12 protein-coding genes are annotated in these 14,186 nt (G+C 68.0%); 5 read left to right on the forward strand and 7 right to left on the reverse strand.

The genetic code is table 11. From position 1 onward, the window contains the following. Positions 1 to 157: 157 nt before the first annotated feature. Entirely contained in the window at positions 158 to 2,452 is a 2,295-nt protein-coding gene (locus VF643_RS07360) for a CDC48 family AAA ATPase (RefSeq protein ID WP_331042723.1), read from the reverse strand. Positions 2,453 to 2,750: 298 nt separating this feature from the next. Between VF643_RS07360 and VF643_RS07365 the strand changes: the two genes are divergently transcribed. Further along, positions 2,751 to 3,635: a LysR substrate-binding domain-containing protein gene (locus tag VF643_RS07365; protein WP_331042724.1), complete on the forward strand. Its 885-nt coding sequence runs from the start codon at positions 2,751 to 2,753 to the stop codon at positions 3,633 to 3,635. Positions 3,636 to 3,791: 156 nt separating this feature from the next. Here the strand turns inward: VF643_RS07365 and VF643_RS07370 are convergent, their stop codons facing one another. Next, positions 3,792 to 4,247, reverse strand: a complete 456-nt coding sequence (locus tag VF643_RS07370) for a peptidylprolyl isomerase (RefSeq protein WP_331042795.1) — start codon at positions 4,245 to 4,247, stop codon at positions 3,792 to 3,794. Positions 4,248 to 4,358: 111 nt separating this feature from the next. Here VF643_RS07370 and mgtE point away from each other — a divergent pair, with 111 nt between their 5' ends. The 3 genes from mgtE to msrA all read left to right on the forward strand — a co-directional run bounded on the left by mgtE (position 4,359) and on the right by msrA (position 6,930). Continuing rightward, entirely contained in the window at positions 4,359 to 5,768 is a 1,410-nt protein-coding gene (gene mgtE, locus VF643_RS07375) for a magnesium transporter (protein WP_331042725.1), read from the forward strand. A gap of 31 nt (positions 5,769 to 5,799) precedes the next feature. Beyond that, positions 5,800 to 6,204 carry a DUF1489 domain-containing protein gene (locus tag VF643_RS07380; RefSeq protein WP_331042726.1) on the forward strand — a complete coding sequence of 135 codons (405 nt, stop codon included), beginning with the start codon at positions 5,800 to 5,802 and terminating at the stop codon, positions 6,202 to 6,204. A gap of 72 nt (positions 6,205 to 6,276) precedes the next feature. Further along, positions 6,277 to 6,930 carry a peptide-methionine (S)-S-oxide reductase MsrA gene (gene msrA / locus VF643_RS07385; protein ID WP_331042727.1) on the forward strand — a complete coding sequence of 218 codons (654 nt, stop codon included), beginning with the start codon at positions 6,277 to 6,279 and terminating at the stop codon, positions 6,928 to 6,930. Between the two features lie 135 nt (positions 6,931 to 7,065). On the opposite strand, the gene pdeM is transcribed toward msrA, so the two are convergent. Further along, positions 7,066 to 7,728: a ligase-associated DNA damage response endonuclease PdeM gene (pdeM, locus tag VF643_RS07390; protein WP_331042796.1), complete on the reverse strand. Its 663-nt coding sequence runs from the start codon at positions 7,726 to 7,728 to the stop codon at positions 7,066 to 7,068. Between the two features lie 94 nt (positions 7,729 to 7,822). Between pdeM and VF643_RS07395 the strand changes: the two genes are divergently transcribed. Then, entirely contained in the window at positions 7,823 to 9,769 is a 1,947-nt protein-coding gene (locus VF643_RS07395; protein WP_331042728.1) for a potassium transporter Kup, read from the forward strand. Positions 9,770 to 9,780: 11 nt separating this feature from the next. On the opposite strand, the gene VF643_RS07400 is transcribed toward VF643_RS07395, so the two are convergent. The 4 genes from VF643_RS07400 to VF643_RS07415 are packed head-to-tail and all read right to left on the reverse strand — an operon-like array spanning position 9,781 to position 14,171. After that, positions 9,781 to 11,433, reverse strand: coding sequence for an ATP-binding protein (locus VF643_RS07400; RefSeq protein WP_414713815.1), 1,653 nt, complete (start codon positions 11,431 to 11,433; stop codon positions 9,781 to 9,783). Between the two features lie 60 nt (positions 11,434 to 11,493). Next, on the reverse strand, positions 11,494 to 12,213 hold the full coding sequence (locus VF643_RS07405) for a TIGR02186 family protein (RefSeq protein ID WP_331042798.1): 720 nt from the start codon (positions 12,211 to 12,213) through the stop codon (positions 11,494 to 11,496). Between the two features lie 35 nt (positions 12,214 to 12,248). Beyond that, positions 12,249 to 13,163, reverse strand: a complete 915-nt coding sequence (locus tag VF643_RS07410) for a sulfite exporter TauE/SafE family protein (protein WP_331042729.1) — start codon at positions 13,161 to 13,163, stop codon at positions 12,249 to 12,251. 33 nt (positions 13,164 to 13,196) lie between these two features. Next, complete coding sequence (locus VF643_RS07415) at positions 13,197 to 14,171, reverse strand: hypothetical protein (protein WP_331042730.1); 975 nt, start codon at positions 14,169 to 14,171, stop codon at positions 13,197 to 13,199. Positions 14,172 to 14,186: the final 15 nt, after the last annotated feature.

Below are 14,186 nucleotides of genomic sequence, written 5' to 3' on the forward strand. Positions count from 1 at the left end.
ATACCGATCCGATCGTCCTTAGGAGCCGCTGAGCGAGGTCGAAGCGGCGTCTCGAGGACAGGTGAGACCCACTGTCCTTCGAGACGGGCCTTTGGCTGCGATCAGCCACTCCTCAGGACGAACGGAAGTAAGTCAATCCAAGGTCATTATGCTCTAGCTAATCTTGCCCCTTGTTGCCGCGCGGCGTAAGTTGTCCGGGGGTGATGAAGCCAATCGGCTGAATCGCGGCGGCATCTTGTTTCAGGCGTGCTGCGATCAGTTCGTAATCGCGTTCGGTCTCCGGCGTCACGCTGGCGCGCGATTCCTTCAGCGCTTCCTCGAAATCCGCCATCGTGACGACGATCGAGGCGATGTCGCGCCGCAGCGCGACGAGGCCGGCCCGCCGAACGACGTCCTCCAGATCGGCGCCGGTGAACCGGTCGGTGCGCGCCGCGACGCGCGCCAGATCCACGTCCGGCCCCAGTGGCATCCGCGCGGTCTGGATGCCCAGGATGCGCGCGCGTCCTTCCTGCGAGGGTACGCCGACATAGATCAGTTCATCGAACCGCCCGGGCCTGAGCAGCGCGGGATCGACCAGATTCGGGCGATTGGTCGCGCCGATCACGACGACCGACTGCAATTCCTCCAGCCCGTCCATCTCGGCCAGGATGGTGTTGACCACGCGCTCGGTCACCTGCGGCTCGCCCGCACCGCTGCCACGCGCGGGGACCAGCGAATCGAGTTCGTCGATGAAGATCACGGTCGGCGCGACCTGGCGTGCGCGCTGGAACAGCCGGGCGATCTGCTGTTCGCTCTCGCCATACCATTTGCTCAGCAGGTCGCTCGATTTGGTGGCGATGAAATTCGCCTCCGCCTCGCGCGCCACCGCCTTGGCGAGCAGGGTCTTGCCCGTGCCCGGCGGCCCATAGAGCAGGAAGCCCTTGGCGGGCCGTATCCCGAGCCGCCGGAACGCATCGGGGTTCTTCAGCGGCAGTTCGACGCCTTCCTTCAGCCGCATCTGCGCATCGTCGAGCCCGCCGACGTCCGCCCAGCGCACCGTCGGCGCCTGCACCATCACCTCGCGCATCGCCGATGGCTGGACGCGTTTGAGCGCCTCCAGGAAATCCTCGCGGGTCACCGACAGCGTGTCGAGCACCTCGGCCGGCACGGTGCGATCCTGCAGGTTCAGGCGCGGCATGATCCGCCGGATCGCCTCGATCGCCGCCTCGCGCGCCAACGCCGCCAGATCGGCGCCGACGAAGCCGTAGGTGGTGCGCGCCAGCTCGGCCAGATCGACCGTGTCGCCAAGCGGCATGCCGCGGGTGTGGATGCCCAGGATCTCGCGCCGTCCGCGCTCGTCGGGAACCCCGACGACGATCTCGCGGTCGAACCGGCCCGGCCGCCGCAGCGCCTCGTCGAGCGCCTCGGGCCGGTTGGTCGCCGCGATCACCACCAGATTGGCGCGCGCTTCCAGCCCGTCCATCAGCGTCAGCAATTGCGCGACCAGGCGCTTCTCGGTCTCGCCCTGCACCCGGTCGCGCTTGGGGGCGATCGAATCGATCTCGTCGATGAAGACGATCGATGGCGCCGCCTTGGTCGCCTGTTCGAAGACCTCACGCAGTTGCGCTTCGGACTGGCCGTAGGCCGATCCCATGATCTCGGGACCGTTGATGAGGAAGAATTGCGCGTCGCTCTCGTTCGCCACCGCGCGCGCCAGGCGCGTCTTGCCGGTGCCCGGCGGGCCGTGGAGCAGCACGCCCTTGGGCGGATCGACGCCCAGCCGCTGAAACAATTCGGGATAGCGCAGCGGCAGTTCGACCATTTCGCGCAACTGGTCGATCGTCGCCGCCATGCCGCCGATATCGTCATAGGTCACGTCCGCCCGCCGCGCCGCCTGCGGCTCGGTATATTCGGGCAGCAGTTCGATCTCGGTGTGCTCGTCGATGTGGACGATGCCCTTGGGCGTGGCCGACACCACGACCAGCCGGATTTCCTGCAAGGCATAGGCCGGCGCGTTCATGAAGCGCTGCACGCCCGGCGGCATGTCCGACACCCTTTGGTGTCCCGCGGTCGCCACGACGTCCCCCTGGCAGAACGGCCGCCCCAGGAACGTGCGTTTCAGCGCGTTGGTCGATCCCTGCAACCGCAGGTTCTGCTGGGCGGGGGCGAAGACGACGCGGGTGGCGGGCTTCGAATCGGCCTTGCGCACCTCGACGAAATCGCCTGACCCGACGCCCGCGTTCGCGCGCTGCAATCCGTCGATGCGCAGCAGGTCGAGGCCTTCATCCTCGGGATAAGGGCCGACGACCCGCGCCGGAGTGGACTGTTTGCCCACGATCTCGATCACGTCACCCTCGCCGACCTGGAGCGCGGCCATCAGCGCGCGCGGCAGATGCGCCAGTCCGCGGCCCGAATCCTCCGGCCGGCTGTTGGCCACCTGTATGCGGCGGCCGGGCGTTTCGGTGTCGGGCATGGCATTCCTCTCGTCGGCCCTTGGAAGCGCGCGAGTGCCGCGTGGGTTCCGCGATACGCCGTGGTGCCGCGGACCGGCAGCACGCCTGACGAACGAAAAAAAGGGCCGGTCTTGCGACCAGCCCCTTGAAAGTTTTTAGGAGAGGATGCCTGAAAGGCACCGTCCTTTTGCGGCAGCGCGGCATTTGCTGCAATTGCGAAAGGCGCTGTCGCGCTTGTTCATTTTGCAATCGTTCCTTGCAAGGCGCCGTGTGGCACGACAGATTGTCTGCATGACGCAGCGCACAACAGCCTGATCCATGCGCAGGCTGCCCCCACTCGGCGCCATCGAGGCGTTCGTTCAGGTCGCCCGCCTGGGATCGGCGAAGGCGGCGGCGCAGGAACTCGCGCTGTCCGCTCCCGCGCTCAGCCGCCGGGTCCAGAGCCTGGAACGCTTCATCGGCAAGCCGCTGTTCGACCGTCGTCACCAGGCGATGGTCGCCAACGCCGATGGCGAACGCCTGATGGCGCAGATCGCGCCGGTGCTCGATCAACTCTCCGACGCGGTGGAGGCGATGACGAGCAGCACCGAAGTGTTGCGGCTGCGCCTGGGCATCCTGCCGCTCTATGCCTCCCAGCGGCTGTTCCCGCGGCTGGGCGAGCTGCGCGCCGCGCATCCCGAACTCCATCTCGACATCGACACCGCCGGGCACGGCATCGCGCGGCTCGGCGAGGGACTCGATGCCGCGATCGCGCTTGCCCGTGATATAGACCCGGCGCTCTATGCCAAGCGGCTGGATCGCAATTCGGTCTATGTCATCGGCGCGCGTGCACTGGTCGAGGGCGAGACGCCGATTGCCGAACCAGCCCAGCTGGCGTCGCTCAGCGCGCTGGTTCACCGCGACATGCCCGATACGTTCGACGCCTGGCGCGACGCGGCCGGGCTGGCGGACGTAGAGCCGGTGGCGATCGACATGTTCGATTCGGGCGCGCTGATGCTGGAGGCCGCGGCGCAGGGCCTGGGCGTGGCCTTCATGCACGCCAGCCACTTCGAAGACGCCAACGACCCGCGACTCGTCCGACTGTTCGGGATCGAGGTCGAGAGTCCGTACAGCTACTGGTTCGTCTGCCGCCCGCGCGCGCTTTTGCAGAAGCCGGTGAAGATGTTCCACGACTGGCTGCTGAAGACTTTGGTCGAGGCTTGAACCTCCTAGTCCTCTCCCGCGCTAGCGGGGGAGGGGGACCGCTGGGCGTTAGCCGAGTGGTGGAGGGGGAAAGCGAAACGCTCGACAGCTCGCTTGCCCCCTCCGTCAGCCTGCGGCTGCCACCTCCCCCGCTATCGCGAGGGAGGACAAATATTCCTACGCCGCCACAGCCTTCACGATCTTGCCCGGCGAACGCGGCGGCTCACCGGTCGGCAGCGCGTCGATCAGCTCCATGCCGCCGGTGACTTCGCCCCAGACGGTATATTGCCGATCCAGAAACTTGGCGTCGTCGAACACGATGAAGAATTGCGAATTGGCCGAATCGGGATCGCTCGTCCGCGCCATCGAACAGATGCCGCGCACATGCGGTTCGCTCGAAAACTCCTGCGCCAGGTTCGGCTTGTCCGATCCGCTGGTGCCGGTGCCGGTGGGATCGCCGCCCTGCGCCATGAAGCCGGGAATGACGCGGTGGAACACCACGCCGTCGTAAAAGCCCTCGTTCGCCAGTTCGACGATGCGCGCGACATGGTTGGGGGCCAGGTCGGAACGCAGTTTGATCGTCACGTCGCCGCCTTCGAGCGTCAGGGTCAGCGTGCTTGGGGTATCGGCCATCATCGGTCTCCAGGGAATGTCGCGTGGCGCAGATAGGGACGCGTGCCCTGACTGGCAAATCGCGGCGCCGCACAGTAGAGCCGCCGAACCGCAGCAAGGGAGGCATGCCGCGTGACGGAAAGTGAACTCCCCGAGGCGGACGGCGAAACCCAGGTCGCCGAGCAACTGGACCGCGACGACCGCCTGAAACCCGAATTCGTCCGTGCCGTCCTCGACGCGGTCGAGGCGGGCGATACCGAGGGCGCACGCGCGCTCGTCGAGCCGCTCCACCCCGCCGACGTCGCCGATCTGTTCGAACTGACCCCGCGTGAGGATCGCGCCGGTCTGGCGCATGCGGTCGCCGACCTGCTCGACGGCGACGTCTTCGCCGAGATGAACGATTACGTCCGCGAGGATCTGATCGACGCACTGACCGCCAGCGAGGTCGCCGACCTGGCGTCCGAACTCGACACCGACGATGCGGTCGCGATCATCGAGGACATGGACGAGGACGAGCAGCGCGCGGTGCTGCGCGCGCTCGATCCCGACGATCGTGCCGCGATCGAGGAGGCGCTGAGCTATCCGGAGGAATCCGCCGGCCGCCTGATGCAGCGCGAACTGATCGCGGTGCCCGAACATTGGACCGTCGGCGACGCGATCGACTATCTGCGCGGCCACGAGGAGCTGACGACCGACTTCTGGGAGATATTCGTCGTCGATCCGGCGCACCGCCCGGTCGGCACCTGCCAATTGTCGTGGATTCTGCGCACCCCGCGCGGCATCGCGATGGCCGACGTGATGAAGCGCGAACAGACGCTGATCCCGGTCGACATGGATCAGGAAGAAGTCGCGCTGCGCTTCCAGAAATATGCGCTGATTTCGGCGGCGGTGGTCGACGGCGGCGGGCGGCTGGTCGGCATGGTGACGGTCGACGACATCGTCCACATCATCCAGGAAGAGGCAGGACAGGACGCGCTGCTGCTGTCGGGCGCAGGCGAGGGCGACATCAACGAGCCGATCCGCGAAAGCTATGTCGCGCGCGTCCGCTGGCTGATCGCAAACCTGTTCACCGCGCTGCTGGCCTCGTCGATCATCGCCGCGTTCGAGGGCACGATCGCGCGGATGGTGGCGCTCGCCACGCTGATGCCGATCGTGGCGGGCGTTGGCGGCAATGCGGGGACGCAGACGATGGCGGTGACGGTGCGCGCGCTCGCCACCAATCAGCTGACCCAGTCGAACACGATGCGCGCGATCGGCCGCGAAATGCGCGTGGCGGTGCTCAACGGCCTGACGATCGCGGTCATCATCGGCGTCGGCGTCGCGCTCGTCTTCGGCAACGTCCAGCTAGGCGGGGTGATCGCGGCGGCGATGCTGACCAACATCGTCATCGCCGGGCTGGCGGGCGTGCTGGTGCCGTTGACCCTTGAGCGATTCGGCGCCGATCCGGCGGTCGCCTCGTCGGTCTTCGTGACGATGACCACCGATTCGATGGGCTTCCTGGCGTTCCTTGGCCTGGCGACCGCATGGGGGCTGGGGAGTTGATCGCGCGGCGCGGCAGCCCACATCGGCTGGCGTGCCCCTTCATCTCACCAAAGTCGCGTTCGGCAATCCCAGCGTCGAGCATCTCGCCGAGCGCCTGGCGCAGCGCGCCGGCGAAGGCCCGCTGTTCCTGACGACCCGCTATCTGCCCAAGCGGCACGAGGAGGTGGCGGGCACGGGTTCGCTCTTCTGGATCATCAAGCACCAGCTGGTCGCGCGATCGGCGATCCTGCATTTCGGCGAGGCGGAGGGCGGCCGCGTCGCCATCCATATCGACTCCGCGCTCGTCCTCGTCCACGCCCGGCCCAAGCGCGCGCACCAGGGCTGGCGCTACCTCGAACATGCCGACGCGCCGGTCGATCTGGGCAGCGGCGCCGCCGGCCTGGCCGATATGCCACCTGCGCTGGTCGGCAGGCTGGCCGAACTGGCGTTGATCTGATCCCCAAATCCTCCCCGTGAACGGGAAGGAGCGGGGGGTGGCAAGCCGCGGAGCCCTCACCATATTCCCCCCATGCGCACGCCCATCCTTCTCGCCGCCGCCGGTATCTTTGCCATCGGCCTCGCCACCACCGTCGCCGGCGCCGAGCGCGCGGTCGTCATCCCTGCCGCCGCCATCGACGTTCCCGCCGCAAAGGGACCGCAGGTCGCGGTGCTCGCAGGTGGCTGCTTCTGGGGCATGGAGGCGGTGTTCGAGCGGGTGAAGGGGGTGACCGGCGTCACCTCGGGCTATGCCGGCGGCACGCGCGAGACCGCCAGGTATGATGCGGTTTCCACCGAAACCACGCGCCATGCCGAGGCGATCCGGATCGCCTATGATCCCGCGAAGGTCAGCTATGCCACGCTGCTGCGCGTCTATTTCTCGATCGCGCACGATCCGACCCAGGTGAACCGCCAGGGGCCGGACAGCGGCCCCAGCTACCGCTCCGCGATCTTTCCGCAGACCCCGGACCAGGCCCGAGTCGCGCGCGCCTATGTCGCCCAGCTCGACCGCACCGGCGCTTATGCCAAGCCCATCGCGACGCGGATCGAGCAGGGCCGGTTCTTCCCGGCCGAAGCCTATCACCAGAACTTCTTCGACCGGAACCCGGCGCATCCGTATATCGTGACGTGGGACAAGCCCAAGGTCGCGGCATTCCGCGCCGGATTCCCGACGCTGGCGCGATAACTCCTCCCCGGCACGGGGAGAGGAACCAGCCGCAGGCTGGTGGAGGGGGCGCTCCACAAAGGACGCCGCTGGTGGATAGCTCCCTCCACCACCGCTTCGCGGCGGTCCCCCTCCCCGCGCGGGGAGGAATGAGACTTACGCCGCGATCGGAAAGCGCAGCATCCGGTCCGCCACCGGCACCAGCGCCTCGGCACCGCCGCCCACCGCGCGGCCGATCTCGGGATGCGTCACGTCCAGCCCGCCGGTCAGCGCGCCGAACGCGGGCAGGATCAGCTTGGTCCCCGTCGCCACGAAACACCGCCGCGCCACCTGCCGCCCGCGCACCCGGATGCGCAGCTTGGGATGGAAATGCCCCGATAATTCGCAACGCGTCTCGCATGGGTCCGCTTCGTGGCGCAGCACCAGGCCGTCGACCAGAGCCTCGTCCACCACCGCGCCGCCGCAATGATCGGCAACGACCGGATCGTGGTTGCCGGTGATCCACGTCCAGCGCACCGATGCGGTCAGCGCGCGCAGGGCGTCGCGCGCCGCCGGCTGCAGCCGCTCGCATCCGGCGACGTCGTGGAAGCTGTCGCCCAGGCACCAGATCTCGCGTGCCGCCGTCGCACTCGCCAGCGCAGCCAGATCGGCGAGCGTGGCCATCGTGTCATAGGGCGGCAGCATCTGTCCGAAGCCGGCATACCAGCTCGCCTTCTCGAAATGCAGGTCCGCCACCAGCAGCGCGGCACGCGCGGGCCAGAACAGGGCGCCGCCGCTGAGCGCCAGCCATGCGTGCCCACCGAACGAAAAGGGAACCATCGGTGCGCCATGCCGATTGAGCGAACGTAGATCAAGCGCTTGCGTCATGGCACCATGCGCGTAAAGCGCGCCGTCCTCATAGGGTGCCTCCTGCATGTCGTCGCCCGATCCGTCTGCCGTTCCTCAGGCTTCGCCGCATTCGGCGCCCCATCCCGCACTGGCCGCGCTGACGGTGGGTGCGATCGGCGTCGTCTTTGGCGATATCGGCACCAGCCCCCTTTACGCCTTTCGCGAAGCGCTCGCGCAATCGGGCAAGGACGGTATCGACGCCAGCGAGATATTGGGGGTGCTCAGCCTCGCGCTCTGGTCGTTGATCCTGGTCGTTACCGTCAAATACGTCATCTTCCTCATGCGCGCGGATAATCAGGGGGAGGGCGGCGTGCTGGCGCTGGCCGCGCTCGCCCGGCGCGCGCTGGGCAAGCGTTCGGTGGTCGCGATCGTCCTGGGTGCGATGGGCGCGTCGCTTTTCTATGGCGATGCGATCATCACGCCAGCGCTGTCCGTCCTCTCCGCGATGGAGGGGCTGCGCACCATCCCGAACGCGGCGGACATCTTCAGCGAATCGGTGGTGCGCGCGACGACGATCGTCATCCTGGTCGGGCTGTTCTTCATCCAGTCGCGCGGCACGGCGCAGGTTTCCCGGCTGTTCGGGCCGGTGTGCATCGTGTGGTTTCTGGCGATCGGCGGGCTGGGCGTGTGGCATATCGCCGACGAACCCTCGATCGCACGCGTCATCTGGCCGGGCTATGCGGTGTCGTTCATGGCGACCCACGGGACGACCGGGCTGTTCGTGCTGGGCGCGGTGTTCCTGACCGTCACCGGCGCGGAGGCGCTGACCGCCGACATGGGGCATTTCGGCCGGCTGCCGATCCGCATCGGCTGGTTCGCGCTCGTCTTTCCCGCGCTGATCCTCAATTATCTGGGGCAGGGCGCGTTTGCGCTTTCCACGCTGGAGGCGGCGGCGGCGGCGGGCAAGCCGTTCGCCAACACCGACTGGTTCTTCCTGATGGCGCCCGATGCTTTGCGCCCGTGGCTGGTCGTGCTGGCGGGCGCGGCGACGATCATCGCCAGCCAGGCGGTCATCACCGGCGCGTTCTCGCTGACCCAGCAGGCGATCCAGCTCGGCCTGCTGCCGCGGCTGCGCATCCGCCAGACCTCGGCGGCGTTCGCCGGGCAGATCTATCTGCCCGCCATCAACTGGCTGCTGCTCGCGGGCGTGCTGGTGCTGGTCGTCCAGTTCAAGACGTCGTCGGCGATGGCCGCGGCTTACGGCATCGCGGTGACGGGCACGATGGTGGTGACGACGCTGCTGGCCTATATCGTGGTGCGCCACCGCTGGAATTGGTCGCGGCCCTTGGCGCTGGCCGTTATCCTCCCCTTTTTAGCGCTCGACAGCGTGTTCTTCGGCGCCAACATCCTGCGCGTGACCGAAGGCGGCTGGGTGCCGCTGGTGATCGCCGCCGCGATCGGCGTGCTTATCCAGACGTGGGTGCGCGGCCGCGGCATCGTCGGCGATTTCGAGAAGCGTCAGGCGATCCCGCTCGCCGATCTGGCCGCCGCGCTCGAACGCCGTCCGCCCGAACGCGTCCCCGGCACCGCGGTGTTCCTGACCGCAAACCCCGATGCGGCACCCGGTGCGCTGCTCCACAACCTCAAGCACAACAAGGTGCTCCACGCGCGCAACCTGATCGTCAGCATCCGCACCACCGACCGTCCGATCGTGCCGCAGGAGGAACGTGCGAAGACCGAGCGGATCGACGATGCGTTCAGCAGCGTGGTGCTGACCTATGGCTTCATGGAAACCCCGGACGTGCCCCACGATCTGGGGCTCGATACGCTGGCCGAGCGCCGGGCGGACGAGGCCATGCGGACATCGTTCTTCATCGGCCGCAATACCATCAAGCCCGAAGCGGAGAAGGGCATGCCGCCGTGGCAGGATCGGCTGTTCATGTTCCTGCAACGCAACGCCAGCGACCCGACCGACTTCCTGCGCATCCCGCCGGGCAAGGTGCTGGAACTAGGCGAACAGGTGACGGTATAGGCCCGGCGCCGCTATCGGCCCTGGGCGCGCCACCGGGCGACGGTGCGCTGGATGATCTGGTCCTCGCGGCCCACTTCGCACCATAATCGGGAAAAGAGCGGATCGCTGGACGCGGGCCGCTTCGCCTCGTCCAGTGCGTCGAAGGACACCCGGATCGGGATGGCGACGCCTTCGCCACAGACGATGCCCTCGCGGTTGCGCAGCGCAGGGATGGAATCGAGGAAACCGCGCGCGCCCTCGGGCATGGCGGCGCGCACGAAGGCCTGATCGCGGTCGTTGTTCAGGCGCATCGCGATGATCGTGCCGCATTGCGACAGCACCCCTTCCGCCAGATCCGACGGTCGCTGCGTCACCAGCCCCAGGCTGACGCCGTATTTGCGCCCTTCCTTGGCGATGCGGCTCAGGATGCGGCCCACCGAGGACGTCGCGTCGGCGTTGCTGGGGATGTAGCGATGGGCCTCCTCGCAGACCAGCAGCACCGGACGCTGCGGCTCGTTGCGCGACCAGATTGCATAGTCGAAGGTCATCCGCGCCAGCACCGCGACGACCACCGACGTGATGTCGGAAGGCACGCCGGACACATCGATGATCGAGATCGGCTTGCCGCCGCCGGGCATGCGAAAGATGCGTGCCAGGAATGCGGCCATCGTGTCGGCGACCAGCATTCCTGAGAACATGAAGCCATAGCGCGGATCGGCCTTGATCTCCTCGATCTTGGATTTGACGCGCAGATAGGGCGCGGTGTCGCCGGCGCGGTCCATCTTGCCCATTTCGTTCTGGATGATGTTGGTCAGATCGCTGAGCAGATAGGGGATCGGCGCGTCGACGGTCAGCTTGGCGATCTCCTGCCCCAGCCGGTTCTTGGCCCGCGCGGCCAGCAGGCATTTCGCGAGGATGTCGGCGTCGTGCTGCCGCTCCGCGCCCTGGGTGGTGAGGAAGACCTCGCAATGCTCCTCGAAATTCATCAGCCAATACGGCATCGCCAGGTTCGACACGTCGAACAGCGCGCCGTTGCCCGCGAACGCCGCGGCATATTCGCCGTGCGGGTCGATCATCACGATATGCCCCTGCGGCGCCAATTCGCAGATGCGGTGCAGGATCAAGGCCGCGGTGGTCGACTTGCCGGTGCCGGTCGATCCGACCAGCGCGAAATGCTTGCCGAGCATCGCGTCGATGTAGAGCGAGGCGCGGACGTCGCGCGTCGGATAGACGGTGCCGATGCCGATGCTGGCGCGATCCTCGGCGGCATAGATCTGATGAAGATCGGCGTCCGTCACCGCGAACACGTCGCACCCCGGCATCGGATAGCGGGTGACGCCGCGGCGGAAATTGTAGAGCTTGCCGGTCAGCCGTTCCTCGTCGCCTTCCCCCAGAAAGTCGATCTCGGCGACGATCCGTTCGCCGACGCTGCCCTCCAGCGCCAGGCTGCGGACGTTGGCGATCAGCCACGCCCCCCCGACGCGCATCTTGATCTGGCTGCCGACCTGGCCTGCTGCGCTAGGCTCGCTCGCGTTCGCGGCAGTCAGCGTGGCGCGATCGAACACCACCTTGCTGCTTGCCCCCGCGACCGTCAGGACAAAGCCGATCGCGCCGTCATATTCGTTTTCGTGAGCCGATGCCTGCTGGGCATGCTCGAACACCTGCGGTCGGGGCATTTCGCTCATGCGATGGTCCTCGGGGATACTAAGCCCAGGTATTTACCCGCGAAAGGTAAAGATCATGTGTCAGCGGCGTCCCGCGGCCCAACCGGCCAGCCACCCCAACCCCACCGACAAGGCCACCGCGACCAGGCCGTAGACCCAGGCCGAGCGCTCGGCCGCGCGTGCGACGAAGCGCTCGAACCCCGATTTGCGGATGTCGATGTCGCGCACCGCGGCGGCCAGCACCCGGCCATCGCGAATCAGGAAGGTTTCGGCAGTGAAGCGACCGACGGGCACCCGCGCCGGGATGCGCACCCGTGCTCGGTAGAGCACGCCATCGGTGATCTCGACGCTGCCCGGTGCTTCGTAATACAGCCCGGCGCGACGCTTGAGATCGACGAGGCCGCGCGTGAACCGCGCCTGCTCGCCCGACAGCGCGTTCGATGCGGGCGACAATTGCAGGCTGTCGAGCCCGAGTTCGTAGATCGCACGCGTCCGCTCGTCGACCAGGGTGCCGACCGGACGCGAAGAGGCGATCGCATAGAAGGACGGTGCCGAGCGAAACCTTGTCCGCGCGGCGTTCACCCAGATGCCGGCGACTTTCTCCTTTTCGCGCATCAGGACGGATTGGGTCGGCCCCTTGACCACGACGACGATGTCGGCGGGCCGCTCGCTCCCCGGGGCGCGGCCGCCGGGATAGAGGATCGCGCCGAACAGCAGCAGGTCGGCGCCGGTGAAGCTATAGACGATCTCGATATCGCGCTGCGATACGTCGGGCACGAGGACCGGCTTGGCTTGCGCCATCAGCAGCGGCGCGGCGATCGCCAGCGCATATCCCTTCACGACAGCTCGACCGAAAAGATTTCCTCGGGCCGCCAGACCAGCCCGAGCAGGATGCGCGTGCCCACCAGCAGCACCATGATCGCCAGCGCGAGGCGCAGATGTTCGGGCCGGAAACGCGTCGCGAACCGCGCGCCGACTTGCGCGCCGGTGACCGATCCGATCAGCAGCAGCGCGGCCAGGACGATGTCGACCGCCTTGGTCGTCGTCGCATGCACCATCGTCGCGACCGCCGTGACGAACAGCGTTTGAAAAAGCGACGTGCCCACCACCACCTGCGTCGCCATGCCGAGCAGATAGATCATCGCGGGCACCATGATGAAGCCGCCGCCGATCCCCAGCAGGATCGTCAATATGCCGGCGGCAAAGCCCAGCAACAGCGGTGCGAGCGGCGAGATATAGAGGCCCGAGGCATAGAAGCGCGTGCGGAACGGCAGCGCCGCGACCAGCGGATGATGGCGCCGCTTGGCCGCGCGGGGCGGCCGACCGCGCCGGACCGCGACGATGGTGCCGAGCGATTCGCGCGCCATCATCCCGCCAATCGAGCCGAGCAGGACGACATAGACGACCGCGATCACGGTATCGATCTGCCCAAGCTGCTGGAGCCAGCGGAATATCCAGGCCCCGAAGAAGCTGCCGAGCACCCCCCCGGCCACCAGCACGCCGCCCATCTTGCGATCGACGCCGCCCCGCCGCCAGTGCGCGAACACGCCCGAGACGCTGGCGCCGGTCACCTGGCTCGCCGAGGAGGCGGCCGCGACGGTCGGCGGAATGCCGTAGACGATCAGCAGCGGCGTGGTCAGGAATCCGCCGCCGACCCCGAACATCCCCGACAACAGCCCGACCCCGCCGCCGAGCAGCACGATCACCAGCGCGTTGACCGACAGATTGGCGATGGGAAGGTACAGGTTCACGGATGCCCGGTTATACCGGCCGGCGGCTATGCGCTAGAAGTCGCTGCCGATCGACAGCGCCGGCCCCGAGCCTGGCCGCGCCCGCCCGGCGATACGCTGCCGCCAGTCGATCGACAGGCGCACGCGGCGCTGCGCCACCGGCAGCGCGACGCCGAGCGTCGGGCCGAGATCGACGCGGGCCGTGCCGGGCTGCACCCCGCCCCAGGCGCCGATGCCCAAATCGACGGTCAGCGTCTCGCGGGAAATGACGGGGCGCGCTACTCGGGCGGCGCCGTCGGCGAACCCCGCTGCGCGCCCCCGCACCACGACGCCCGCTTGCGCATAGGCTTCGAGGCGGAAGCCTGCGGCAATCGGAACCGGCGCGGTGCCGCCGACCGCGTAGAGCGCCTGCCCGCCGCGCCCACCGTCGAGCGCCACACGCTGCTCGGCGATCACGCGCAGCGGCAGGTTGGGAGGGCGGAATTCGATCCCCGCCGCGGCTTCCCTGCCACGGCCCTGCAGCGGCGTCGAAATCCGCGCGGCGAGCGCGAAACGCCGGGCCGCACCGAGTGCATAAGCGATCCGAACTCCGGCTTGCGACCCACCCAATTGGCCGCCCGGCAGACCCTGCGCCTGACCATCGCGCGCGATTGCCCATAGGCTGGCGCTCAGTCGCCGCTCCGGGTGCGCGGGCAGGGGACGCAGCGGCGGCGCGATCACCCCGGCCTGCTCGATCGGCGCGGGTTCCTGGCTGCTTCGATCATGCCCGGTGCTCCACGATCGCACGGCGCCAGAGTTCTCACCGTTGCGCGAGGGCATCGGTGGTCGCGGAGCCGGCATCGCAGGCAGGTCAACCGCCGGTTTTCCGGGCAGTACCGATGCCGCCGGAGCTTCCGCCTGCGCGCGCCCCGCCGCGGCCGCCGGCGGCGCCAACAGCTGGATCAAATCGCGGGGTGCGTCCAGCGTCGGCCACAGCAGCCCCACGCGCAGCAGCACCCAGCCGCCCAGCGTCGTGCCGAGGAAGCGCAAGGGCCGCCCGCCGCG

Source organism: Sphingomonas sp., from assembly GCF_036387595.1.
GTDB lineage: Bacteria > Pseudomonadota > Alphaproteobacteria > Sphingomonadales > Sphingomonadaceae > Sphingomonas.

Coding starts and splice junctions, on each gene's coding strand:
- VF643_RS07360 (WP_331042723.1), bottom strand. CDS start 2,452: ATGCCCGACACCGAAACGCCCGGCCGCCGCATACAGGTGGCCAACAGC.
- VF643_RS07365 (WP_331042724.1), top strand. CDS start 2,751: ATGCGCAGGCTGCCCCCACTCGGCGCCATCGAGGCGTTCGTTCAGGTC.
- msrA (WP_331042727.1), top strand. CDS start 6,277: ATGCGCACGCCCATCCTTCTCGCCGCCGCCGGTATCTTTGCCATCGGC.
- pdeM (WP_331042796.1), bottom strand. CDS start 7,728: ATGGTTCCCTTTTCGTTCGGTGGGCACGCATGGCTGGCGCTCAGCGGC.
- VF643_RS07405 (WP_331042798.1), bottom strand. CDS start 12,213: ATGGCGCAAGCCAAGCCGGTCCTCGTGCCCGACGTATCGCAGCGCGAT.
- VF643_RS07370 (WP_331042795.1), bottom strand. CDS start 4,247: ATGGCCGATACCCCAAGCACGCTGACCCTGACGCTCGAAGGCGGCGAC.
- VF643_RS07400 (WP_414713815.1), bottom strand. CDS start 11,433: ATGAGCGAAATGCCCCGACCGCAGGTGTTCGAGCATGCCCAGCAGGCA.
- VF643_RS07395 (WP_331042728.1), top strand. CDS start 7,823: ATGTCGTCGCCCGATCCGTCTGCCGTTCCTCAGGCTTCGCCGCATTCG.